Here is a 23,213-nt window from a genome sequence, read left to right on the forward strand (position 1 = left end):
AGACACGATGCTGATGCGGTGCGCAATGGCGCTGGTGATGGCGCTATCGATGGGCCCGGCCTGGGCGGGGGACGCGGTTTTCAGCGAGGTGCGTTATGCCGGCGACGATGGCGGCCCGGCCGTCTCCGCCGGGCAGTACCGCAACCCGGTCGTCGCGGGCTTCTATCCGGATCCGTCCGCGATCAGCGTCGGCGATGACTTCTATCTGGTCACCTCGACGTTCGGCTACTTCCCCGGCCTGCCGGTCTTCCACAGCACGGATCTGGTCTCGTGGACGCAGATCGGCAATGCGATCCATCGCCCCGGACAGATCAACTACGGCGAGAAGGAAGAACTGACGCGCGGCCTGTTCGCTGCCACGCTGGCGCACCACGACGGCACCTTCTACGTCGCCAACACCTGTTTCTACTGCGATCATGGCAACTTCGTCGTCACGGCGAAGGATCCGGCCGGGCCGTGGTCGGACCCGATCTGGCTCGATGTCACCGGCATCGATCCGTCGCTGTTCTTCGATGACGATGGCAGCGCGTGGGTCGTGCACAACGATGTCCCGGATGGAACGCTGCGCTACGACGGCCACCGCGCGATCTGGCTGCAGCGCTTCGACTTCGGCAAGCGCGAACGCATCGGCCAGCGCCTCCTGCTGGTCGATGGCGGCGCCGATCCGGCGAGCAAGCCGGAGCATGTCGAAGGTCCGCACATCTTCAAACACGATGGCTGGTACTACCTGACCGCAGCCGAGGGCGGCACCGGCGAACAGCATGCGCAGATGGTATGGCGCAGCCGCGCGCTCACCGGCCCGTACCAGCCCGCGCCCTCCAACCCGTCGCTGACGCAGCGCGACCTGGACCCGAAGCGTGCCGACCCGGTGACGTCCACCGGGCACGCGCAGTTCGTGAAACTCAAGGACGGGACGTGGTGGGCGGTGTTCCTCGCCACGCGTCCGTACCGCGGCAACCAGTACAACCTGGGGCGCGAAACCTTCCTGCTGCCGGTGACGTGGAAGGACGGCTGGCCCGTGATCCTGCCGCGCGGCGAGCGTGTGCCGATGGCGGTGAAGCGACCCGACCTGCCGCGCAGTCCGCAGCCCGTGCCGACCAGTGGCCCGATCAGCTGGACCGAACGCTTCGAGGCCACGTCGCTGCCGCTGTCGTGGATGACGCTGCATCCGCCGAAGACGCCGTGGTACTCCACCGGTAAGCGAGGATTGACGCTGACACCCGGCGCGATGCCGCTCGGCGCCTTCGGCACGACACCCGGCCAGCCCGCCTACGTGGCCCATCGCCTGCAGCACCACAAGGCGACACTGGAAACCACGCTCGCAACCTTCGACCCGACGGTCGGCGAACTCGCCGGGCTCGCGCTGCTGCAGAACGAGTACGGTCACTACGTGCTCGGCATCGAACGCGATGCGCAGGGATTGGCGGTGTCGCTGTACCGGCGCAGTGGTCGCGACGGTGCGAAGGAAGGCAATCGCCTCGCACGCATTCACTTGCCCGAAGAACAGGGACCGGTCTCGCTGCGCTTCCGTCTGGACGGCCCGCGCCTGGATGCTGACTACCGACTGGCATCAGGCGACTGGAAGACCGTTGCCACCGGACTGGATGCCAGCCTGTTGAGCGTGGAGACGGCAGGCGGCTTCATCGGCAACACCTTCGGCCCTTACGCGCTGCGTCGCTGACCGCGACGACGGGAGTCGACATGCCAGATACCTCGCGTCGCGCCCTGTTCAAGGCCGGACTCGCCGGTCTGGCCACTTGGCCACTGTCATCACGCGCCGCGACTTCTACAGCTTGCGCGCCAGAGCGGCCATCGCATGCGACCGGCATCGAAGGCCAGCGCAAGGCCGATCTAGGCGACGGCACCTACCTCAATCCCATCGTCGCCGGCGATCGTCCCGACCCCACGGTCCTCAAGGACGGCGACGACTACTACATGACGTTCTCGTCGTTCGACGCCTATCCCGGCCTGGTGATCTGGCATTCGACCGACCTGGTCAACTGGGCGCCGCTCGGACCTGCGCTGCGCACGAACGTCGGCACTGTGTGGGCGGTGGACCTGTGCAAGCACGGTGACCGCTACTTCATCTACCTGCCTGCGCTGGCACCGGGCGACGCATGGAAGATCCATGCGATCTGGGCGGACGACATCCGCGGACCGTGGAGCGATCCCGTCGACCTGCACATCGATGGCTGCATCGATCCCGGCCATGCGGTGGGCGAAGACGGCAAGCGCTACCTGTTCGTCAACGGCATCCGTAAGGTGCGCCTGACCGACGACGGCCTGGCGACCGACGGCGCGCTCGAACCCGCCTATCAACCCTGGCGTTATCCGGACGACTGGATCACCGAGAACTTCGCGCCCGAAGGCCCGAAGCTGATGCGCCGCGGCGACTGGTTCTATCTGGTCACCGCCGTTGGCGGCACTGCCGGCCCGGTGACGGGGCACATGGTGATCGCCGCGCGCTCGCGTTCGATCCATGGCCCGTGGGAACACTGCCCGCACAACCCGCTGGTGCGCACGCAGGATGTAGCCGAGCCCTGGTGGTCGCGCGGGCACGCGACGCTGGTCGAAGGCCCCGCGGGCGGTTGGTGGATGGTCTATCACGGCTACGAGAACGGCTATCGCACGCTTGGGCGCCAGGCGCTGCTGGAGCCGATCGAATGGACGGACGACGGCTGGTTCCGCGCCCGCGGCAGCGACCTGTCGCGACCGCTGCCTGTTCCACGCGGTGGCAAGGCAAGCATCGCTGGCGCTGCACTGTCGGACGACTTCTCGACGGACCGGTTCGGCACCCAGTGGGCGTTCCATGCGCCACGCCCCGACGAGATGCAGCGCGTGCGCTACGGACCGCGATCGCTGCGTCTCACCGTTGCCGGCACCTCGCCCGCCGATGGCAGCGCCCTGGCCTGCATCGTCGGCGACCGCGCCTACCACGCCGAGGTCACGCTGACGCTGATCGACGGCGGCGAAGGCGGCCTGCTGCTGTTCTACAGCCCGAAGGCCTTCGTCGGCCTGGGCTTCACGCCCGACGGCCTGCGTGTGTTCCAGTACGCGGAGGAACAGACCTGGGCGCGGCAGGCGCTGCCGACGCGGCGCGTTCGCCTCCGTCTGACCAATGACCATCATGTGGTGACCTGGCACCACTCGCACGACGACGGCCGCACGTGGACGCGGCTGGACACGCGCATGGAAGTGTCCGGCCTGCACCACAACGTGTTCGGCGGCTTCCTCAGCCTGCGCGTGGCGCTGTACAGCGCGGGCGCGGGTGCGGTGGAGTTCAGCGACTTCCGCTACCGCGCCCTCGCCTGACACGTCACGCCATCGGCGTCTCGTGATGGAAGTGGCGCTTGAACGGCACGTCACCGGTGCGTGGCGCATCGAGTTCCTGCGCGTAACGGTGGCCCGCGTACACCGCATGCGCGATCAGGCCTGGCGCCAGCGCGTCGCCGATGCAGGACACGCTGCGGATTCCCATTCCTTCCCACTCGGCTTCGCGCTGCCGGAGCGCCTGGTAGAGCGCATCGTCCGGCAGGCGCGCAGTGACCACGACCACCGCATCGCAGTCGAGCGACTTGCTGGCGCCGCTCCACACCTGCTCCAGCGCAAGCGTGGTGCCGGTGTACCCCGTGACCATGTGCGAGACGCACTGCTGCACGCCGAGTTCGGCCATCCGCCACTGGATATGGCGGTAGTCCAGCGTGTTCGCGCTCCACGAGGCGAACGTGTCGTCGGGCGTCAGGCAGGTCACGTCGCAGCCGCGCAGCCGCAATGCCTCCGCAACGACGCTGGCGGTGTAGAAGTAATCATCGTCGTAGACCACCACGCGACCTTCCGGCCAGCGCCCGTCCATCAGATCGTCCGGCGTGAACACGCGCGGGTTGCCGATGAAGTCCGCGATACCCAACCCGTGCGTGCGACCGAACCCGTCCCGCCGCCAGTGGCAGCCGGTGGCGATGACGACATGGTCCGCGCCGAAGTCGAGCACGTCCTGCGCGGTGAGCGCGGAATCGAGATAGGTGCTGACGTTCGCCCGCTTGCCGATCTGTCCCAGCCGCCAGTCGCGCACGCGTGCCCATTCGGCCAGGCCCGGCAAGCGCGCCTCGCGGGTGACGCGTCCGCCGAGTTCGCGCCGCGCTTCGGCCAGGTGCACCTCGTAGCCACGCTGGCCGAGCGCGCGTGCCGCTTCCAGTCCGGCGGGACCGCCGCCGACCACCAGCACGCGCGCCTCACTGGCCTTCGTCGCGATGCGCTCCGGATGCCAGCCCTTGCGCCACTCCTCGCCCATGCTGGGGTTCTGCGTGCAACGGATCGGCGAGATGGTCATGTCGCCGGAGACGCAGATGTTGCAGCCGATGCATTCGCGGATGTCGTCGACGCGGCCTTCCTCGATCTTGCGCGGCAGGTAGGGATCGGCGATCGACGGGCGCGCCGCACCGATCAGGTCGATCACGCCACGGCGGATCTGCGAGACCATCGTGTCGGGCGAGGTGAAGCGACCCACGCCGACCACCGGTTTGGTGGTCGTCTTGCGAACGAAGTCGATGAAAGGTTCCTGTGCGCCTTCGCGGGCAAAGCGCGACGGCACCGAGTCGTTGTACCAGGCGGCGAGATTGACGTCCCATAGATCAGGCAATTCGGCCAGCAGGCCGACGATGTCCTGCGCCTCGGCCAGTTCCACGCCACCCGGCCCCAGCAGTTCCTCGGTGGCGAAGCGCAGTGCGACCGCGCAGCGATGCCCGACCGCTTCGCGCGTGTCCTGCAGCACCTCGCGCAGCAGGCGCACGCGGTTCTCCAGCGAGCCCCCATAGGCATCCGTGCGCTGGTTGCGGCGACGCTGCAGGAAATGCATCGGCAACGACAGGTCATGCGCGGCGTAGACATAGATGATGTCCATGCCGGCCTTCATGCCGCGCACGGCGGCGTCGCGATGCCAGCGCCGGTACTCGGCGATGTCGTGCAGGTCCATCGCGCGCGCCTGCGACGGATAGCCGTACTTGGATGGCTGGTGCGACGGCGCGAGCAGCACTTCCCGCGAGTACAGGTTGGAGGCGGTCGGCCCGTTGTGCGACAGCTCCAGCGCGGCCAGTGCGCCGTGCGCGTGCACCTTGTCGCACATCAGTGCCAGCGCGGGGATATCGCGATCGTCCCACAACCGCGCCTCGACGTACGGCGTCAGATCGCTGCTGGGGTGGATCTCGCACTCTTCGGTCGACACCACGCCCCAGCCGCCTTCGGCCTTCACTTCGCGCATCGCCGCATGCGCCAGCGGCATCGCGTGGCCCATGCCGTTGCAATGCGGCACCTGGAAGAAACGGTTCTTCGTCGTCACCGGTCCGATGCGGACCGGTTCGAACAGAATGTCGTAGCGCGGATCACGCACCCTCTGCCTCTGCGCGACGCCGTTGCCCCAGCAGGAAGTACAGCGGCAGACCGGCCGCCATCAGCGCCAGCGCCAGCCAGAACGGCTGCGCGCCCATGCCGATGAAGGCGAACACCGTATACGCCACACCCAGCACGGCTGCGACCAGCAGCGTGCGTCCGGCGCCACGATGTCCCCGCCACCACAGCACGCCCAGCGCCAGCGAGCAGCCCAGGTAAAGCGGCAGGTTGGCGGCGGTCACCACCGTGCTGAGGAAGGTGAAGCCGGCCACCGCCGAACGGCTGTAGTTCATCAGCACCATCACGCTGGCGAGCAGGGCCGTCAGCACCAGCGCACCGGCCGGGGCGCCGAACCGATTGGCCCGCGCGAACACGCGGGGCATCGTGCCGCTCTCGGCCATGGTGCGCATCATCTCGCCGCTCAGCAGCGTCCAGCCGTTCAAGGCACCCAGGCCGCTGACGACGACGAACAGCGCAATCCACCGCCCCGTGCCTTCGCCGGCGAAGCGCTCCATCACCAGCGCGAACGGTGCGCTGGACTGGGCGAGCTCGGCATGCGGCAACAACAGCAGCGGCACCGAAGAAACCACGAGATAGATCGCAGCGGTGATCCACGTGCCCGCCATGGTCGCCCTCGGAATGGTGCGACCGGGATCCCTGACCTTCGACGCGGGAATCGTCGCCGACTCGATGCCCAGCATGGCGAACAGCGCCAGCGTCGACGCCGCCATCGCATCGCCCAGGCTGATCGGCCTGGCGGGCGGGTGCGCGGCGAACGACCCGGGTGACTGCAGCAGCATCCAGGCACCCAGTCCCGCCACGGCCAGCATCGGCAGCAACTTCAGGACCGTGGTGACCACCTGCACGCGCCCACCGCTGCGCACGCCCAGCAGGTTGACGCCGACAAAGGTCCACAGCGCGCAAAGGCCCAGCACCGCAGGCGGCACGCGCGCGAGCGACGGGAAGATCGATGCGGCGTAACCGGCCACGCCGGTGGCGAGCGCGGCGAGGGTGATCCAGTTCGACACCCAGTACGACCACAGCACCACGTAGGCCGGCAGGCGACCCAGCGTCTGCTGCACATAGCCATACGGTCCGTCCGCCTGCGGCAGCAGGCGCGCCAGCTGCGCGAGTACCCGGGCCAATGCCAGGCAGCCCAGCACCGTGATGCCCCATCCCAGCAGCGCGTTGTAGCCGAATGGCGCCAACGACGCGGGCAGCACGAAGATGCCCATGCCGATCGTGTTGCCCACCACCAGCGCGGTGCAGGTCCAGAAGCCGATCTTGCGGCCATCGCGCGGCAGCGTGGCCGGGTTCAATACGCGGCCCTCAGCAGGTTGTGGAAATGCCACACGCCGCTTTCGCGCTTGGGACACAGGCGGCCGGCGTCGTAGAAGCCGGAGGCCAGGCCACGCTGCACCGCTTCGCAGATGCGGATGTCCTCGTCCTGCACGTCGTCGCTGAAGGCCTGGTCGTTGGCGATGCGCGCCTGCGCCGCGGCATCCGCCGCGTAGTAGTAGTCGAACTCCACCCGGCAGCGCTCCGGCCCCAGCGGCAGGATGCGGTTGGTCTGCAGCCGCCCCGGCATGATGTTGAGCATCACGTTGGGATAGACGAAGTAGTAGAACGCGTCGCCATCCCCATAGATGTCTCCACTGTCGCGCAGCGGCGAGTGCTGCAGCGAATGCCAGGGGAACAGCTCGGTGTCGTAGGCACGGTAATCCAGCACCTTCGACAGGCCGGGGTGCACGTGCGGCAGGTGGTAGCCCTCCAGGAAGTTGTCCACGTAGACCTTCCAGTTGCACGCGATGTCGTAATGATCACGGTGGTGGAAGCGAATCGCGGCCAAGTCGATCGGTGCGATGCGTTCGGCGATGCCGCCGTAGACCTCGTCGAAGGCGGGCACGTCCTCGTGCAGGGCGACGAACACCAGTCCCTGCCACGCCTGCACACGCAGCGGCGGTAGGCGGATGTCGCTCATGTCGAAATCGGCCGCGCCCTGCATCTCGGGCGCGCTGCGCAGCTGGCCTTCCAGCGTGTAGGTCCAGCCGTGGTACTTGCAGTGCAATGCGCGCGCGCCCTTGCCGTTGCAGAGCGCCAGCGGCCCGGCGCGGTGCCGGCACACGTTGGGGAAGGCGCGCAGCACGCCGTCCTGCCCGCGCACCACCAGCACCGGTACGCCACCCACCTGTTCGACGATGTGGTCGCCCGGTTCCGCCAGTTGCGCCAAGTGGGCGACCAGCTGCCAGCTGCGCTGGAACACCGCCGCCTGCTCCATCGCCAGCGTCGCCTCGCCGGTGTAATAGCGGGCGGGCAACGCGCGTGCGCGTTCCAGGGGAAGGAGGCTAGCGGTATCCGGCATGGCGTTCCCGTCAGTGGCAGCGCCGCGGACGACGCTGCCCAAGCCTACGCGCCGGAGCGGTCGCGGCACAGTGCCGAGTCACCCAGGCCCGGCAACGGAAAGCCCCGGTACGGACCGGGGCTTTCGTGGCTGTGAGACGACGACCGGTGCCGCTATGGATCGCGTCCGGCCTCGCGATCGTTTTCGCGCATTTCGTACCACATGCCATTGAGGATGGCGAAGCTCGCCGCCAGTCCGGCGCCCAGGATCCAGCTGAAGTACCACATGGCGTGCTCCTCAGTACGCGTTGGGATTGCGCCCCATGCCGGTCTGGTCGACCTTGCCGCGCAGCACGCGGAAGACCCAGGCGGTATAGAGCAGGATGATGGGCAGGAACAACGCCGTCGCCAGCAGCATGATGAACAGCGTCATGTGGCTGGACGACGCATCCCAGACGGTCAGGCTGGAACCCGGCTGCGTCGACGACGGCAGCAGGAACGGGAACGTCGCCAGCCCTTCGGTCAGGATGATGCCGGCGATGCTGATCGACGAGGCCAGGAACGCGAGTCCCGCGCGCCCGGCCCGCAGTAGCGCCGCGCTCGCCAGCGCAGCCGCCACGCCGATCACCGGCAGCAGCCAGGTCAGCGGCCAGCGCGCGTAGTTCTCCATCCATGCGCCGGGCTGTGCCACCGCCACCTTGGCCAGCGGATTCGACGAGCCGGCCGGGTCCATCGCTACCTGAAGCGCATAGCCATCCAGACGCGCCACCCAGATGCCGGCGACGACGAACAGCAGCGCCGTGGCCAGGGCCGCGACGGTGCCGTAGCGGCGTGCACGTACGGCGATCTCGCCGGACGTCTTCAATGCCAGCATGTTGGCGCCGTGCATCAGCAGCATCGCCACGCTGACCAGACCACACAACAGAGCGAACGGCGTCAGCAGGCCGAACAGACCGCCTTCGTAGAAGATCCGCAGCGTCTCGTCGAAATGGAACGGCACGCCGAGCAGCACGTTGCCCATCGCCACGCCGAACACAAGCGCCGGCACCAGCCCGCTGACGAACAGCGACCAGTCCCACGCCGCGCGCCAGCGCGGATCCGGCACCTTGCTGCGGAACTTGAAACCGACCGGCCGCAGGATCAGCGCGAACAGGATCAGGAACATCGCGATGTAGAACCCGGAGAAGCTGACCGCATACAACGGCGGAAACGCCGCGAAGATCGCGCCACCGCCGAGGATCAGCCACACCTGGTTGCCTTCCCACACCGGGCCGATGACGTTCAGCACGATGCGGCGCTCTTCGTCGGTGCGCGCCACCGCAGGCAGCAGCGTCGCGATGCCCAGGTCGAAGCCGTCCATCACCGCGAAGCCGATCAGCAGGATGCCCAGCAGCAGCCACCAGAGGAGGCGCAGCGTGGCGTAGTCGAGGGGAATCGTGTCCATGCGTCGTCTCCCGTCAGCCCGCCAGGGCCGGTTGCGGTGCCGGGGCATCGGGGGCGGGCTCGGACAGATGCTCGGGCCCCTTCAGGATCAGCTTGCGCATCAGCCAGACTTCGATGATGGCGAGCACCGTGTAGATCAGCACGAAGCCGGTCAGCGTGATGATGATCTGGTGCAGCTTCAGCCCGGACGCGGCGAGGAACGTCGGCAGCACGCCGTCGATGATCCACGGTTGCCGCCCGTACTCGGCGATCAGCCAGCCGCACTCGATCGCCACCCACGGCAGCGGCAGGCTCCAGAACGCGACCTTGAGGAACCATCGGTATTTGTCCAGCCGCTGCCGGCTGGCTAGGTAGAACGCGACGGCGAAGAACGCGATGAAGTAGAAGCCGAGCCCGGCCATCACCCGGAAGCTCCAGAACAGCGGCGCCACGTGCGGCACGGTGTCGTGCGCGGCACGGACGATTTCTTCCTCGGTCGCGTTGCCGATGTCGTCGCGGTAACGCTTCAGAAGCAGCGCATGGCCGATGTCGCGCCAGTGCGCTTCGAACACGTAGCGTGCCGTGCCGTCGTGCTTGTTCGCGCGCAGCTTCTGCAGCGCCTCGTAGCCCATCAGTCCGTTGCGGATGCGGCCTTCGGCGCGCTCGACCAGATCCAGGATGCCCGGCATCTCGGTATTGAACGAGCGCGTGCCGATCACGCCCATCACGTACGGGATATGCAGCGCGTAGTGGTTGGTCCGGTTCTGCTGGTCCGGGATCGCGAAAGCGTTGAAGCCGGCCGGGGCGGGCTCGGTCTCCCACATCGCTTCGATCGCCGCCAGCTTCATCTTCTGGTGCTCACTGGTGGCGTAGCCGCTCTCGTCGCCCAGCACCACCACCGACAGCGCCGCGGCCAGGCCGAAGCTGGCCGCCACCGCCATCGAGCGCTTGGCGAAGTCGGCGTTGCGGCCGCGCAACAGGTAGAACGCGCTGATCGCCATCACGAACATCGCGCCGGTCACGTAGCCGGCCGAGACGGTGTGCACGAACTTGGCCTGCGCCACCGGGTTGAAGATCACCGCCATGAAGTCGGTGATCTCCATGCGCATGGTCTCGGGATTGAAGACCGCGCCGACCGGGTTCTGCATCCAGCCGTTCGCCACCAGGATCCACAGCGCCGAGAAGTTGGACCCCAGCGCCACCAGCCAGGTCACCACCAGGTGCTGCACCTTGCTCAGCTTGTCCCAGCCGAAGAAGAACAGGCCGATGAAGGTCGCTTCCAGGAAGAAGGCCATCAGGCCCTCGATCGCCAGCGGCGCACCGAAGATGTCGCCCACGTAGTGGCTGTAGTAGGACCAGTTCATGCCGAACTGGAACTCCATCACGATGCCGGTGGCCACGCCCATCGCGAAGTTGATGCCGAACAGCGTGCCCCAGAACAGGGTCATGCGCCGCCAGATGTCGCGCCCCGTCATGACGTAGACGCTCTCCATGATGGCGATCATGAAGGACAGCCCCAGCGTCAGGGGCACGAACAGGAAGTGGTACATCGCCGTCAGCGCGAATTGCAGACGGGACAGTTCGACGACGGTCATGTCCGGCATGGCAGTGCGGCTCCCGGTTGTCTGACGGGGATTCTAGCCCCCGACATCCTGCCCGAGGCGCGACCGTCCGTCGCACCCCCGTTCGGGGGACGCCGGCCTTGATTCTGATCAATGCGGCCCGGCCGGTGGGTCCCGAGAATCCACCGTACCAGAATAGGAGAGGCCGCATGCAAGGCGTCCAGGGGACTTACAACGACAAGGTGGTGCGCCAGTTCACGGTGATGACCGTGGTCTGGGGCATCGTGGGGATGCTGGTGGGCGTGCTGATCGCCGCCCAGCTGTACTGGCCGGCCCTCAACTTCGACCTGCCGTGGCTCAGCTACGGACGGCTGCGGCCGCTGCACACCAACGCGGTGATCTTCGCGTTCGGCGGCTGCGCGCTGTTCGCCACCAGCCTGCACATCGTGCAGCGGACCAGCCACGTGCGGCTGCTCTCCGACAAGCTGGCGGCGTTCGTGTTCTGGGGCTGGCAGCTGGTCATCGTGCTGGCGGCGGTCACCCTGCCGTTGGGCCTGACCCAGGGCAAGGAATACGCCGAACTGATCTGGCCGATCGACATCCTGATCGCGGTGGTCTGGGTCGCTTACGGCGTGCTGTTCTTCGGCACCATCGTCAAGCGCGCGGTCAAGCACATCTACGTGGCGAACTGGTTCTTCGGCGCCTTCATCATCGCCGTCGCGCTGCTGCACATCGTCAACAGTCTGGCGCTGCCGAGCGGCCTGCTGCACTCCTATCCGGTCTACAGCGGCGCCGTCGACGCGATGGTGCAGTGGTGGTACGGGCACAACGCGGTGGGCTTCTTCCTGACCGCCGGCTTCCTGGGAATGATGTACTACTTCGTGCCGAAGCAGGCCGGCCGCCCGATCTACTCGTACCGCCTGTCGATCGTGCACTTCTGGGCGCTGATCGCGGTCTACATGTGGGCCGGCCCGCACCACCTGCACTACACCGCGCTGCCGGACTGGGCACAGAGCCTGGGCATGGTGTTCTCGCTGATCCTGCTGGCGCCCAGCTGGGGCGGCGCCATCAACGGCGTGATGACGCTGTCGGGCGTGTGGCACAAGCTGCGCACCGATCCGATCCTGAAGTTCCTGATCGTCTCGCTGTCGTTCTACATGATGTCGACCTTCGAAGGTCCCATGATGTCGATCAAGACGGTCAACTCGCTGAGCCACTACACCGACTGGACCATCGGCCACGTGCACGCCGGCGCGCTGGGCTGGGTGGCGATGATCACCATCGGCTCGGTCTACGCGATGCTGCCCAAACTGCTGGGCCGCGAGCAGATGTATTCGGTCAAGGCGATCGACACGCACTTCTGGCTGCACACCCTGGGCGTGGTGTTCTACATCGCCTCGATGTGGATCGCCGGCGTGATGCAGGGCCTGATGTGGCGCGCCACCAACGCCGACGGCACGTTGACCTACAGCTTCGTCGAAGCGCTGAACGCCACCTACCCCTACTACCTGGTCCGCCTGGGCGGCGGCCTGCTGGTCTTCGTCGGCATGGTGCTGATGGCCTGGAATACCTGGAAGACCTTCCAGGCGGCCAAGTCCACCGCGCCGCAGCCGATCCTGCAGCCCGATGCCAGCCAAGCGCGCGCCTGAGGACCTGACGATGAGCAACGGAAATTCGCACGAGAAGATCGAGAAGAACGTCGGCCTGATGGCCGTCCTGATCGCGGTGGCAGTGTCGTTCGGCGGCCTGGCCGAGATCGTCCCGCTGATGTTCCAGGCCGAGGCGATCAAGCCGCTGGAAGGCGTGAAGCCCTACCCCGCGCTGGAGCTGGCCGGACGCGACGTGTACATCCGCGAGGGTTGCTACAACTGCCACTCGCAGATGGTGCGCACGCTGCGCTTCGAATCCGAGCGCTATGGCCACTACTCGCTGGCGGGTGAATCGGTCTACGACCGCCCGTTCCAGTGGGGCAGCAAGCGCACCGGACCGGACCTGGCGCGCGTCGGCGGCCGCTACTCCGACGACTGGCACCGCGTGCACCTGATCAATCCGCGCGACGTGGTGCCGGAATCGAACATGCCGTCCTTCCCCTGGCTGGAAAACGCCAAGGTCGACGGCGCCGAGGTCGCCCAGCGCATGAAGACGCTGCAGCGCATCGGCGACCCGTACACCGACGAAGAGATCAACACCGCGGCCTCCGACGTGGAAGGCCGCACAGAACTGGACGCCGTGGTCGCCTACCTGCAAGGGCTGGGCAAGGCCGCGCCGAGGGGAGGTTGAGCCATGGTTTCGGGGATCGTGACCGGCGTATTGCTGGTGCTGTTCATTGCCGGCTGGGCGTGGGCGTGGAGCCCACGCCGCAAGGCGGATTTCGAGAATGCGGCGCGCATGCCGCTGGGTGAGGAAGGGGAGAACAACCCATGAGCGCTGGCTGGATCGGATTCATCGTCGCGCTGGTCGTACTGAACATCCTGGGCTGCATGTGGCTGCTGTGGTGGACGGCGCGCCGCCGCCCCGGCGACCCGGCACCGGAAGACACCTCGCACGTGTGGGACGGCGACCTCACCGAGTACAACAAGCCGTTGCCGAAGTGGTGGATCAACCTGTTCTACATCACCATCGTCTTCAGCATCGGCTACATCGCATGGTACGGCGGCCTCGGCGTCATTCCCGGCTACGCCAAGTGGTCGTCCGCCGGCGAGCACAACGAAGTGAAGGCCGTGCAGGACAGGAAGCTGGAAGCCACGTTCGCGCCGTTCGCCAATCAGCCGATCGACGCGCTGGCCAAGGATCCGAAGGCGCTGGCGCTGGGCCGTTCGATCTTCAACAACACCTGCGCCACCTGCCATGGTTCTTCCGGCCAGGGCGCGACCGGCTATCCCAACCTGACCGACGGCATCTGGCACTGGGGCGGCACGCCGGACCTGGTGTTGCAGACGGTGCTCGATGGTCGCGAAGGCGTGATGCCGGAATGGGGCACCGCGCTGACCAACATGGGCGGCGAGAACGCGGTGGATTACGTCATCGCCTACGTCAACGTGCTGAACAACCCGCAGGAAGGCATGGGCAACAACTTCATGGCCGCCCAGGGCAAGCCGCTGTACGACGGTCTGTGCGTCGCCTGTCACGGCGTCGACGGCAAGGGCAACCAGGAACTCGGCGCGCCCGACCTGACCGACGACTACTGGCTGTACGGCAACAGCAAGGACAGCCTGCGCACGACGATCACGCGCGGCCGTCACGGCGTGATGCCCGCGCACCGCGAACTGCTGGGCGAAACGCGTGCGCGCCTGGTGGCCTCGTACGTCTGGTCGCTGTCGCACAAGGAAAGCCAGGCGGCCGCCGGCGCGCAATGACCGACTTCACCGAGCCCCGCCTCGACCACCCGCCCCGGCCGCTCGTGCAGCGCGCCGGGGCCGTGTTATGGCCCAGCTTCTTCGCGGCCGGCGTGGCGACGATGGTGTTCTTCGCCTTCGTCGATCCGCTGACGCTGCGCGACATGACCTTCCCCGACCTAGCGATCAGCCGCGAACTCGGCTACACGCTGGGTTTCTTCATGTTCTGGCTGGCGACCGCGGCCAGCAGCCTGTTCACCTGGATCCTGCTGCGCCCCGCCAGCCGCTTCAACCGCGCGCTGAAGCCCGACTAGCGCCTGCGACAAACCGTCGCTCCCTTGCGCGCGCGCGCGGCGCGAGCATGACGCCAGCCAAGACAGAAGCTCCCATGTCCACGCCAGCCCCGCCTCCCTCCACCCCGCCCGACGCGTCGAAACGCCGCATTCCGTTGGACGTGGTCGATGCACACGGCAACGCGTTCTACGTCAGCGAGCGCAAGGTCTATCCGCGCGACGTGGCCGGCACGCTCAACCGCCTGCGCGTGGCCGCGGTGTGGTGGCTGCTCGGCATGTACTACGTGTTTCCGTGGCTGCGCTGGGACGATCGCCAGGCCGTCCTGTTCGATCTTCCCGCACGCAAGTTCTACGTGTTCGGCCTGGTGTTCTGGCCGCAGGACTTCCTGCTGCTGGCGGTGCTGCTGATCATCGCGGCGATGGCGCTGTTCTTCTTCACCGCGCTCGCCGGACGTCTCTGGTGCGGCTATGCCTGTCCGCAGACGGTATGGACGGAAGTGTTCCTGTGGATGGAGCGCTGGACCGAAGGCGATCGCAGCGCACGCATCAAGCTCGACGCTGCACCCTGGAACGCCAACAAGCTGCTGCGCAAGGGTGGCAAGCACGTGCTGTGGGCAGTGTTCGCGCTGTGGACCGGCTTCACCTTCGTCGGCTTCTTCACGCCCATCCTCGACCTCGGCACACGGCTGTGGCCGTTCGCATGGGGTGGCTGGGAAACGTTCTGGGTGCTGTTCTACGCGCTGGCCACGTGGGGCTTCGCCGGCTTCCTGCGCGAGCAGGTGTGCAAGTACATGTGCCCCTATGCGCGCTTCCAGAGTGCGATGTTCGACCGCAACACGCTGATCATCGCCTACGACCCGATGCGCGGCGAGCCACGCGGCCCGCGCAAGCGCGGCCTGGGCAGCGTGCTGGAACGCGCACGCGGCCTGCTGGAGAACACCGTCGCGTACGACTACGTGATGCGGGCGGCCGCGCACCCGAGCGCCGCCGACCAGCGCCTCGGCGCGCACGGCACCATCACCTTCGCCGGTGCCGGCGTGGTGGTCGAACCGCTGCCGAAGTTCGTGCCGGACCAGCTGGGCGACTGCATCGACTGCACGATCTGCGTGCAGGTCTGCCCCACCGGCATCGATATCCGCAACGGCCTGCAGTACGAATGCATCGCCTGCGGCGCCTGCATCGACGCCTGCAACGACGTCATGGACAAGATGGGCTATCCGCAGGGCCTGATCCGCTACACCACGCAGAACGCCATCGACGGCAGGCCCTCGAAGGTGCTGCGTCCGCGCATCTTCGTCTATGGCGCCCTGCTGCTGGCGCTGGTCGCCGCCTGGGGCTGGGGCGTGTTCAACCGCGACGTGCTGATCGCGGAAGTCCTGCGCGACCGCAACGCGCTGTATCGCGAAGTGGCGGGCGACCGGGTCGAGAACAGCTACACGCTCAAGCTGGTGAACAAGGACCAGCAATCGCACCACTATGTCGTGACGCTGGCGTCGGACTCTCCCGGCATCGGCCTGCGCGACGGCGCGCTGGCGGTAAGCGCCGCACCTGAGGAAGTCCTCTCGCTGGCCGTTACCGCCACCGCGCCTTCCACCCTCCACGGCCGCCATGCCGTGACCTTCACCGTCCGCGATGTCGACACCGGCACCGAGAAGACCGTGGACAGCAGCTACTACGGACCGATCCCATGACCATGAAATCCGCTTCCGTCGCCCAAGGCCGCCCGTTCTGGAAAGAACCGATGGTGTGGCTCGTCTGGGGTCTGCCGCTCGCCTCCATCGTCGCCGGCGTCGGGCTGGTGGTGACCGCCGTGCGTGCCGGTGGCGCCGACGCCGTCATCGACGACGTGCAGCGCGTCTCGCAGATCCAGACCACCGACCTGGGCCCCGACGAACGCGCCGCGCAGCGCAGGCTGAGCGCCATCGTGCAGGTCCGCCCCGACCACGTGGAACTGACCGCGGTGACCGGCGAGTTCGAACGCGATGCCGGGCTGGTGCTGGTCATGACCCACCCGACCGAAGCCGCGCAGGACCTGCGCCTGCCGCTGGCGCTCACGACCACCGGCTGGACCGCGTCCGCCGAGATCGACACGCGGCACGACTGGAATGTGCAGCTGGCGCCCGAGAACAACCATTGGCGTATCCGCGGTCGCCTGCAGAAAGACACGCAGGCCTCGCGCCTGGCGCCCGCGGTCGGGGACGGCTGAGTCCGCCATGGACGCGCCCGTGGTGTGCTGCCATCACTGCGGTGAGCCCGTCGCCGGTGGACACCCGGTGGTCGTGGGCGAGCACGCGTTCTGCTGCGAAGGCTGTGCCGCCGCCGCGGCGTGGATCGAAGATGCCGACCTCGGCAGTTACTACCGCCTGCGCAGCGCAAGCGCGAACCGGGTGCAGGCCGATCGCCTGGACCTGGAGAGCTGGGACCGCGCCGATCTGCTGGACGAACACAGCCGCGTAATCGAAGGCGGCCGCGAGATCGTGCTGCTGACCGACGGCATGCGCTGCGCCGCCTGCGCCTGGCTGATCGACCGCGCCCTCGCCCGCGAGACCGGCGTGCTCGACACCACCGCCAACGCCGTCACCGGTCGCATCCGCATCGCCTGGGATCCCGCACGCACGCCGCTGTCCGCCCTGCTGCACCGGCTGGCGATGCTCGGCTACCGCCCGTATCTCGCCACCGGCGATGCGCGCGAACAGGCGCGCCTGTCCGAACGCCGCCGCTGGCTGCTGCGGCTCGGCGTGGCGGGACTCGGTTCGCTGCAGGCCATGATGCTGGCCGAAGCGTTGTACCTGGACGTCAACGCGACCATGCCGCTGCCGACACGCGACCTGTTCCGCTGGCTGACGTTCCTGGTCAGCACGCCGGTGGTGTTCTACAGCGGCTGGCCGTTCCTCGCCGGGATGGCCCGCGAACTGCGCACACGCCATGTAGGTATGGACACGCTGATCGCCAGTTCCACCCTGCTCGCCTACGTCGCCAGCCTGGTCGAGACGATCCGGGGCGGCACGCATGTCTGGTACGACGCGGCGGTGATGTTCGTGTTCCTGCTGCTGGCAGCGCGCATGCTGGAACAGCGCGCGCGCAACGTCGCCACCGCACAGGTCGACGCGCTGGCGCGGGCGCAGCCGGTGTTCGCGATCCGCGAACGCGACGATGGCACGCGCGAGTCGGTGCCGCCGTCGGCACTGCGGACCAACGACATCGTCTGCGTGTCCGCCGGCGACGGCGTGCCGGCGGATGGCGTGCTGCTTGATGGCGCGGCGGACTTCGAGGAAGCGCTGCTGACCGGCGAATCCCGCCCGGTGCGTCGTCATGCCGGCGAGACCGTCTACGCAGGCACCACATGCCGCGAACGGCCCGCGCGCCTGCGCGTGACCGCCACCGGTGCGTCGACACGCTTGTCGCAGCTGGCCGAACTGGTCGATCGCGCGCAGGGTCATCGGCCACCGCTGGCGCGCGTCGCCGACCGCGTGGGCCGGCATTTCGTGGTGTCCCTGCTGGTGCTGGCGGTGTGTGTCTACGCGGGCTGGCGGGTCTACCAGCCCGAGCGCGCGTTCGAGGTGACGCTCGCGCTGCTGGTGATCAGCTGTCCGTGCGCGCTGTCGCTGTCGGTGCCGGCGGTACTCGCCGCCGCGCATGGCGCGCTGGCGCGTTGCGGCGTGCTGGCCACGCGCCCGGAAGCGCTGGACACGCTAGCGCGCGCCACCGACGTGGTGTTCGACAAGACCGGCACGCTCAGCGATGGCCGTCCGGCCCGGGTCGCCGTGGAGGTATTCGACGGGCTGGAGGCGGACGCCGCCACGCGCGTGGTCGCGGCGCTGGAGAAGGACAGCGGCCATCCGATCGCAACCGCGTTCGCCGATATCGACGTACCCATCACGGCCGACAACGTGGTGACGCATCCTGGACTGGGCGTGGAAGGCGAGATCGACGGACGCCCCTGGCGATTCGGACGCGGCGACTGGGCCGCGGGTCGCGAGGATGATGGCGCGCTGTGGCTGGGCGACGGCACATGCGGCATAGCGCGCTTCACCCTTGACGAGAGGCCGCGCGACGATGCCGCCGCGACGATTGCGGCGCTGCGCGCGCAAGGCATACAGGTCCATCTTGCCAGCGGCGACGGCGACGGCGCGGTGCAACGGCTGGCGCAGGCGCTCGGCATCGCGTCGACGCTCGCCCGCCAATCGCCGGAAGACAAACTGAAGCGCGTGCGCCAGCTGCAATCCGAAGGCCGCATCGTCGCAATGGTCGGCGACGGCCTGAACGATGCGCCGGTGCTGGCGGGCGCCGACGTCTCGATCGCAATGGGCGAAGGCGCACCGCTGGCCCAGCGGGCGGCGGATCTCGTCGCCACGGGTCCGTCGCTGTTGCGCATCGCCGATGCCGTGCGTATCGCGCGCCTGTCGCGCCGACTGGTGAAGCAGAACCTCGCCTGGTCCGCCGGCTACAACCTGCTCGCCGTGCCGCTGGCGGCGGCCGGCCTGGTCACGCCGTGGATCGCGGCGCTGGGCATGGCGGTATCCTCGCTGGTGGTGACCCTCAATGCGCTCCGCCTGGCGCGCATCTCCACGGAGACGACGGCATGAACATCCTGCTGATGCTGTTGCCGATCAGCCTGGTCCTGTTGGCCCTGGCCATCGCCGCGTTCGCGTGGGCGGTGCGGAAAGGCCAGTTCGACGATCTCGACACCCCGGCGCTCGACATCCTCGACGACGCGCCGGCCACACCACGTGCCCCGCGCACGCGCGAAGCCAACGATGGCCCCTGACGTTCCGGTGCTGCTCGCGGCGCTGCTGGCCGGCCTGGTGGGCAGCACGCATTGCGCGGTGATGTGCGGCGGCATCGCCACCGGCTTCTCTGCGGCGTCCGCCCGTCAAGGCTGGGGCAGTGCGCTGCAGCTGAATCTTGGACGCGTTGGCGGTTATGTACCGGCGGGTGCGCTGGTCGGCGCGTTGGGGAGTGGCCTGCTGTCACTGGCGCGGCACGAAACCGCAGTCCTCGCGATGCGCATCGGCGTCGGGCTGGCGTTGGTCGTGCTGGCACTGCGCCTGCTCGACCAGCGCGGTCGTCTCGACGTCCTCGCCCGTCCGGGCGCGAAGGTCTGGCAGGCGCTGCGCCCACTGCATGCACGCGTGCTGCCGGCGGACACACTGCCTCGCCGTTTGGTGGCCGGGGCCTTGTGGGGCTGGCTGCCGTGCGGACTCAGCCTGAGCCTGCTGACGGTGGCATGGCTGCAAGCCAATGCACGCGATGCGGCGTTGACGATGGCGATGTTCGGCCTCGGCACGTTGCCGATGATGGTGGTGCTGACGTGGTCCGGCGCACGCCTGGGTCGTCACTGGCAGCGCGCGTCCGTGCGTCGCGTGGCCGCCGGCTTCGTGCTGTTCGCCGGTCTGCTCACGATCGCCTCGCCGTGGCTGATGCAGCAGCCCGCGCTGCACGGCGTCCTCGCCGCGCTCGGCTGCCAGCCACTGCCGGCATGACGGACAGCGCCACGAACATGCCGGCGGGCACCACGGCGAAGGCTCGCCTTCATGCGCTTGGCGCCGTGGCACGCACGCCACTGAACGCAGCCGGCGCGCTCGCGGTACTGGGAGGCGTCCTGCTGGTGCCGCAAGCAGCGCTGATCGCGTGGTGCGTGCAGCGCGGCCTGGTCGAAGGCGCCGCCCCCGCTTCATTGCTTCCGCTGCTCGGCGGACTGTTGGCGACGTTGCTGCTGCGCGCGGTGATCGGCTGGCTCAGTCGCCGTCTCGCCGACCGCGCCGTCGAGCAGATCCGCGTGGACACTCGTGCCCGTCTCGCGCGCGGACTGGTCGCGCGCGGCCCGGTCTGGGTGCGCGCGCAGCAGAGCGGCGCACTGGCTGAGCGGATGGGCGCGCATGTGGATGCGCTGGAAGGCTACTTCGGCGGCTTTATTCCGCTGCGGGCCGAAGTGGTGGGCGTGCCGCTGGCGATCCTGCTCGCGGTGTTCTTCGTCGACCGCACGGTCGGCCTGGTGCTGCTGCTGACGATGCCGCTGGTACCGGTGTTCATGATGCTGGTCGGTTGGGGCGCGCAGGCCGCCAGCCAGCGCCAACTGCAGGCGCTGACGCGCATGGGTGGCCACTTCGCCGATCGCCTGCGCGGCCTGGGCCTGATCCGCCTGTACGGGCGCGGCGAAGCGGAACTGCACGGCATCCGTGCCGCCGCCGAGGAACTGCGCGTGCGCAGCCTGCGTGTGTTGCGGATCGCCTTCCTGTCGTCGGCGGTGCTGGAGTTCTTCGCCTCGCTCAGCGTCGCGATGATCGCGCTGTACCTGGGTCTCACCTACCTGGGCATGCTCGACCTGCGCGGCGCGCCGCTGACGCTGGGCGCGGGCGTGTTCTGCCTGCTGCTGGCACCGGATTTCTACGCGCCGCTGCGGAAGCTGGCTACGCACTATCACGACCGCGCCGCGGCGCTGGCAGCGATGGACGAGATTGCGATCGTGCTGGACGGCGATACGCCGAACGTCTCCGACACCCCCGTAACGGAAATCTCTACCGCCACGACGCCGACGCTGCTCAGCACGCATGGGCTTGCGCTACGTCATGCCGGTGGTGCGCGCGACGTGCTACACGACGTCACGCTGGACCTGCAGCGCGACCAGCATGTCGCGCTGACCGGCGCCAGCGGCGACGGCAAGAGCACGCTGCTGGAAGCCCTGGCCGGTTGGCTGCCCGCGCAGGCGGGCACGCTGCAGCGTGCGCCCGGCCTGCGCATCGGCTACGCCCCGCAACGCCCCTTCCTGTTCGCCGGCAGCCTGCGCGACAACCTGCGCATGGCACAGCCCGAGGCCAGCGATGCGGAGCTGGAGCAGGCCGCGGAGGCCGCACAGGTGATGCGCTTCGCTGCTCGCCTGCCCGAGGGACTGGATACGGTGATCGGCGAGCGTGGCTTCGGCCTGTCCGGCGGCGAGGCGCGGCGCGTGGCGCTGGCGCGCGTGTTCCTGCGCGATCCCGATCTGCTGCTGCTCGACGAACCCACCGCCTTCCTCGACCCCGATACCGAGGCCGACGTGCTGCAGGCGATCCGGCAGTTCGCGCGCGGACGCGCGCTGTTGATGGCGACCCACAGCCCGATGGCGCAGGCAGCACTGCCGCAGACCTGGCGATTGCGCGAAGGCCGTCTGTATGTCGACGGAGGGAACCCATGAGCGCGCACCGGAGCGATCAGGCAACCACGCTGCGCGAGGTGCTGGCGCGGCATCGCCCACGGATCGCGCTGGCCGTCGGTCTACTGCTGCTGACGCTGCTCGCCGGCACCGCCCTGCTCGGCCTGTCCGGGCATTTCCTCACCGCCGCTGCGCTGGCCGGCTCTGCCGCGATCGGCTTCAACTTCTTCGGCCCGTCCGCCGGTATCCGCGCACTGACCTTCGTGCGCATCCTGTCGCGCTACGGCGAGAAGCTGTTCGGCCACGACGTAACGCTGCGGATCGCACGCGACCTGCGCGCCTGGTTCTTCCAGCGCGCGCTGCCGCTGGCGCCGCTACGACTGGGCCGCTTCCGCATCGGCGAGCTGATGGCGCGGCTGATGGCCGACATCGACGCGGTCGACGGCCTGCTGGTACGCGCGATCGGCCCATTGCTGGCGCTGCTGTCGCTGTGCCTGCTGGCGACCGTGATCGCGATGGCGGTCCTGCCGCTCGCCGGCATCGTGCTGCTGATGGCGCTGGCACTGATCGCCGCACTGGCGCCGTGGCTGGCCGCGCGCAGCGTGGCCGCACTGGAAGACGAGCGCGCGGAGGCGCGGACACATCTGCGCGCCACCGTGCAGGAAGGCATCGAGGGCCAGCAGGATCTCGTGGCGATGGACGCGACGATCGCGTGGCTGGCGGCGCTCGACGGCCGCAGCCGCGGTATCGCACACTGGGAAGATCGACGCAAGCAAAGGCTCGCGCTGGCGACCGCGGCGCATGGCGTCGTCGTTGCGTTCGCACTGCCGACGATGCTGTGGGTCCTGTTGTCGGGTGTCCATGCGGAACGTATCAGCGCCGCTGCCGCGGGCGGTCTGTTCTTCATGACGGTCGCCGTGCTGGAAGCCTGCGCTGCCATTGCACCTGCGTGGCAGGCATGGCGTGCGGCGGCGGTCGCTGCGCAACGACTGCAGGCCGTGGTTGAGTTTCCCGTCCCGGGCCATCATGAAGTCGGCACGCACACGCCCGCCGTAAGTGGCGCACTGCAACTACAGGACGTCGCATTCGCCTGGAACGGCACAACGCGCCGGGTGCTCGACGGCGCCTGCCTCCACGTCGCGCCCGGCGAGCGCGTGCTGGTCACCGGAGACAGCGGCGAAGGGAAGTCGTCACTGCTGGCCCTCGTCCTCGGTCTGGTGACACCGCAACACGGCACGGTGTCCTTCGCCGGCGAGGATCTGAGGGCACTGGATCCGGTGCAATGGCATGCCCGCCTCGCGTGGCTGCCGCAGGACGCGCCCGTGTTCTCCGGTAGCGTGCGCGAGAACCTGTTGCTAGGCGATCCTGGGGCCGACGATGCACGCCTGTGGCAGGCGCTGGCGCAGGTGAAACTGGATGACCGCTTCCGCGATACCGGCCTGGACACCTGGGTAGGCGAAAACGGCGCGACCTTGTCCGCCGGTCAGTCGCGCCGACTGGCACTCGCACGCGCCCTGCTGCGTGATGCGCCGCTACTGCTGCTTGATGAACCCACCGAAGGCCTGGACCAGGACACCGCCGATGCGCTGATGCGGGACGTCGCCGAGGCCAGCGAAGGTCGCAGCGTACTGATCATCAGCCATGCGGTTTTGCCGGACGGCGTGGTGGATACACGCTACCGGTTACGCGACGGGAAGCTGCTGAAGGAGTGAGCGCTTCCGGCTGGTGTGGGAGCGACGCAAGTCGC

20 protein-coding genes are annotated in these 23,213 nt (G+C 68.3%); 14 read left to right on the forward strand and 6 right to left on the reverse strand.

Going from position 1 to position 23,213, the window contains the following annotated elements; translation table 11 throughout:
* Positions 1-7 precede the first annotated feature (7 nt).
* The gene (locus tag IB225_RS08405) at positions 8-1,681 is read left to right on the forward strand and encodes a glycoside hydrolase family 43 protein (protein ID WP_225583336.1); all 1,674 of its coding nucleotides are present in this window, start codon (positions 8-10) and stop codon (positions 1,679-1,681) included.
* Positions 1,682-1,701: 20 nt separating this feature from the next.
* Positions 1,702-3,312 (forward strand): family 43 glycosylhydrolase, encoded by a 1,611-nt coding sequence (locus IB225_RS08410; protein ID WP_192310713.1) that lies wholly within the window; start codon positions 1,702-1,704, stop codon positions 3,310-3,312.
* A gap of 4 nt (positions 3,313-3,316) precedes the next feature.
* Here the strand turns inward: IB225_RS08410 and IB225_RS08415 are convergent, their stop codons facing one another.
* From IB225_RS08415 to IB225_RS08440, 6 genes are all read right to left on the reverse strand, one after another.
* Complete coding sequence (locus IB225_RS08415) at positions 3,317-5,383, reverse strand: FAD-dependent oxidoreductase (RefSeq protein ID WP_192310714.1); 2,067 nt, start codon at positions 5,381-5,383, stop codon at positions 3,317-3,319.
* Positions 5,376-6,701, reverse strand: a complete 1,326-nt coding sequence (locus IB225_RS08420) for an amino acid permease (protein ID WP_225583338.1) — start codon at positions 6,699-6,701, stop codon at positions 5,376-5,378. Before IB225_RS08420 ends, IB225_RS08415 begins: the two co-directional genes overlap by 8 nt.
* Positions 6,698-7,744, reverse strand: a complete 1,047-nt coding sequence (locus tag IB225_RS08425) for an aromatic ring-hydroxylating dioxygenase subunit alpha (protein WP_192310715.1) — start codon at positions 7,742-7,744, stop codon at positions 6,698-6,700. Before IB225_RS08425 ends, IB225_RS08420 begins: the two co-directional genes overlap by 4 nt.
* A 152-nt stretch (positions 7,745-7,896) precedes the next feature.
* The gene (gene cydX, locus IB225_RS08430) at positions 7,897-8,010 is read right to left on the reverse strand and encodes a cytochrome bd-I oxidase subunit CydX (protein ID WP_192310716.1); all 114 of its coding nucleotides are present in this window, start codon (positions 8,008-8,010) and stop codon (positions 7,897-7,899) included.
* Between the two features lie 10 nt (positions 8,011-8,020).
* Positions 8,021-9,166 (reverse strand): cytochrome d ubiquinol oxidase subunit II, encoded by a 1,146-nt coding sequence (gene cydB / locus IB225_RS08435; RefSeq protein ID WP_192310717.1) that lies wholly within the window; start codon positions 9,164-9,166, stop codon positions 8,021-8,023.
* 13 nt (positions 9,167-9,179) lie between these two features.
* On the reverse strand, positions 9,180-10,748 hold the full coding sequence (locus tag IB225_RS08440) for a cytochrome ubiquinol oxidase subunit I (RefSeq protein WP_192310718.1): 1,569 nt from the start codon (positions 10,746-10,748) through the stop codon (positions 9,180-9,182).
* Between the two features lie 167 nt (positions 10,749-10,915).
* On the opposite strand from IB225_RS08440, the gene ccoN reads away from it, so the two are divergent.
* The 12 genes from ccoN to cydC all read left to right on the forward strand — a co-directional run bounded on the left by ccoN (position 10,916) and on the right by cydC (position 23,178).
* Positions 10,916-12,355 (forward strand): cytochrome-c oxidase, cbb3-type subunit I, encoded by a 1,440-nt coding sequence (gene ccoN, locus IB225_RS08445; protein ID WP_192310719.1) that lies wholly within the window; start codon positions 10,916-10,918, stop codon positions 12,353-12,355.
* Between the two features lie 10 nt (positions 12,356-12,365).
* A complete protein-coding gene (gene ccoO, locus IB225_RS08450) occupies positions 12,366-12,986 on the forward strand; it encodes a cytochrome-c oxidase, cbb3-type subunit II (protein ID WP_192310720.1) in 621 nt (206 codons plus the stop codon).
* 3 nt (positions 12,987-12,989) lie between these two features.
* Entirely contained in the window at positions 12,990-13,130 is a 141-nt protein-coding gene (locus IB225_RS08455) for a cbb3-type cytochrome c oxidase subunit 3 (RefSeq protein ID WP_192310721.1), read from the forward strand.
* Positions 13,127-14,062, forward strand: coding sequence for a cytochrome-c oxidase, cbb3-type subunit III (gene ccoP / locus IB225_RS08460; protein WP_192310722.1), 936 nt, complete (start codon positions 13,127-13,129; stop codon positions 14,060-14,062). Before IB225_RS08455 ends, ccoP begins: the two co-directional genes overlap by 4 nt.
* Positions 14,059-14,355, forward strand: a complete 297-nt coding sequence (locus IB225_RS08465; protein WP_192310723.1) for a hypothetical protein — start codon at positions 14,059-14,061, stop codon at positions 14,353-14,355. The genes ccoP and IB225_RS08465 overlap by 4 nt, the downstream gene beginning before the upstream one ends.
* Before the next feature lie 74 nt (positions 14,356-14,429).
* Positions 14,430-16,025: a 4Fe-4S dicluster domain-containing protein gene (locus IB225_RS08470; protein ID WP_192310724.1), complete on the forward strand. Its 1,596-nt coding sequence runs from the start codon at positions 14,430-14,432 to the stop codon at positions 16,023-16,025.
* 2 nt (positions 16,026-16,027) lie between these two features.
* Positions 16,028-16,540, forward strand: coding sequence for a FixH family protein (locus IB225_RS08475; RefSeq protein ID WP_192310725.1), 513 nt, complete (start codon positions 16,028-16,030; stop codon positions 16,538-16,540).
* Positions 16,541-16,547: 7 nt separating this feature from the next.
* Positions 16,548-18,920, forward strand: a complete 2,373-nt coding sequence (locus IB225_RS08480; protein WP_192310726.1) for a heavy metal translocating P-type ATPase — start codon at positions 16,548-16,550, stop codon at positions 18,918-18,920.
* Positions 18,917-19,102 (forward strand): cbb3-type cytochrome oxidase assembly protein CcoS, encoded by a 186-nt coding sequence (gene ccoS, locus IB225_RS08485; RefSeq protein ID WP_192310727.1) that lies wholly within the window; start codon positions 18,917-18,919, stop codon positions 19,100-19,102. The genes IB225_RS08480 and ccoS overlap by 4 nt, the downstream gene beginning before the upstream one ends.
* The gene (locus IB225_RS08490; protein ID WP_192310728.1) at positions 19,092-19,817 is read left to right on the forward strand and encodes a sulfite exporter TauE/SafE family protein; all 726 of its coding nucleotides are present in this window, start codon (positions 19,092-19,094) and stop codon (positions 19,815-19,817) included. The genes ccoS and IB225_RS08490 overlap by 11 nt, the downstream gene beginning before the upstream one ends.
* Positions 19,814-21,508 (forward strand): thiol reductant ABC exporter subunit CydD, encoded by a 1,695-nt coding sequence (cydD, locus tag IB225_RS08495; protein WP_192310729.1) that lies wholly within the window; start codon positions 19,814-19,816, stop codon positions 21,506-21,508. The genes IB225_RS08490 and cydD overlap by 4 nt, the downstream gene beginning before the upstream one ends.
* The gene (gene cydC, locus IB225_RS08500; RefSeq protein ID WP_192310730.1) at positions 21,505-23,178 is read left to right on the forward strand and encodes a thiol reductant ABC exporter subunit CydC; all 1,674 of its coding nucleotides are present in this window, start codon (positions 21,505-21,507) and stop codon (positions 23,176-23,178) included. Before cydD ends, cydC begins: the two co-directional genes overlap by 4 nt.
* The last annotated feature ends 35 nt before the right edge of the window (positions 23,179-23,213 follow it).

The organism is Pseudoxanthomonas sp. PXM02 (assembly GCF_014851805.1).
Lineage (GTDB): Bacteria > Pseudomonadota > Gammaproteobacteria > Xanthomonadales > Xanthomonadaceae > Pseudoxanthomonas_A.

Coding starts and splice junctions, on each gene's coding strand:
- IB225_RS08405 (WP_225583336.1), top strand. CDS start 8: ATGCTGATGCGGTGCGCAATGGCGCTGGTGATGGCGCTATCGATGGGC.
- IB225_RS08410 (WP_192310713.1), top strand. CDS start 1,702: ATGCCAGATACCTCGCGTCGCGCCCTGTTCAAGGCCGGACTCGCCGGT.
- IB225_RS08425 (WP_192310715.1), bottom strand. CDS start 7,744: ATGCCGGATACCGCTAGCCTCCTTCCCCTGGAACGCGCACGCGCGTTG.
- cydX (WP_192310716.1), bottom strand. CDS start 8,010: ATGTGGTACTTCAGCTGGATCCTGGGCGCCGGACTGGCGGCGAGCTTC.
- cydB (WP_192310717.1), bottom strand. CDS start 9,166: ATGGACACGATTCCCCTCGACTACGCCACGCTGCGCCTCCTCTGGTGG.
- IB225_RS08440 (WP_192310718.1), bottom strand. CDS start 10,748: ATGCCGGACATGACCGTCGTCGAACTGTCCCGTCTGCAATTCGCGCTG.
- ccoN (WP_192310719.1), top strand. CDS start 10,916: ATGCAAGGCGTCCAGGGGACTTACAACGACAAGGTGGTGCGCCAGTTC.
- ccoO (WP_192310720.1), top strand. CDS start 12,366: ATGAGCAACGGAAATTCGCACGAGAAGATCGAGAAGAACGTCGGCCTG.
- IB225_RS08455 (WP_192310721.1), top strand. CDS start 12,990: ATGGTTTCGGGGATCGTGACCGGCGTATTGCTGGTGCTGTTCATTGCC.
- ccoP (WP_192310722.1), top strand. CDS start 13,127: ATGAGCGCTGGCTGGATCGGATTCATCGTCGCGCTGGTCGTACTGAAC.
- IB225_RS08465 (WP_192310723.1), top strand. CDS start 14,059: ATGACCGACTTCACCGAGCCCCGCCTCGACCACCCGCCCCGGCCGCTC.
- IB225_RS08470 (WP_192310724.1), top strand. CDS start 14,430: ATGTCCACGCCAGCCCCGCCTCCCTCCACCCCGCCCGACGCGTCGAAA.
- IB225_RS08475 (WP_192310725.1), top strand. CDS start 16,028: ATGAAATCCGCTTCCGTCGCCCAAGGCCGCCCGTTCTGGAAAGAACCG.
- IB225_RS08480 (WP_192310726.1), top strand. CDS start 16,548: ATGGACGCGCCCGTGGTGTGCTGCCATCACTGCGGTGAGCCCGTCGCC.
- ccoS (WP_192310727.1), top strand. CDS start 18,917: ATGAACATCCTGCTGATGCTGTTGCCGATCAGCCTGGTCCTGTTGGCC.
- IB225_RS08490 (WP_192310728.1), top strand. CDS start 19,092: ATGGCCCCTGACGTTCCGGTGCTGCTCGCGGCGCTGCTGGCCGGCCTG.
- cydD (WP_192310729.1), top strand. CDS start 19,814: ATGACGGACAGCGCCACGAACATGCCGGCGGGCACCACGGCGAAGGCT.
- cydC (WP_192310730.1), top strand. CDS start 21,505: ATGAGCGCGCACCGGAGCGATCAGGCAACCACGCTGCGCGAGGTGCTG.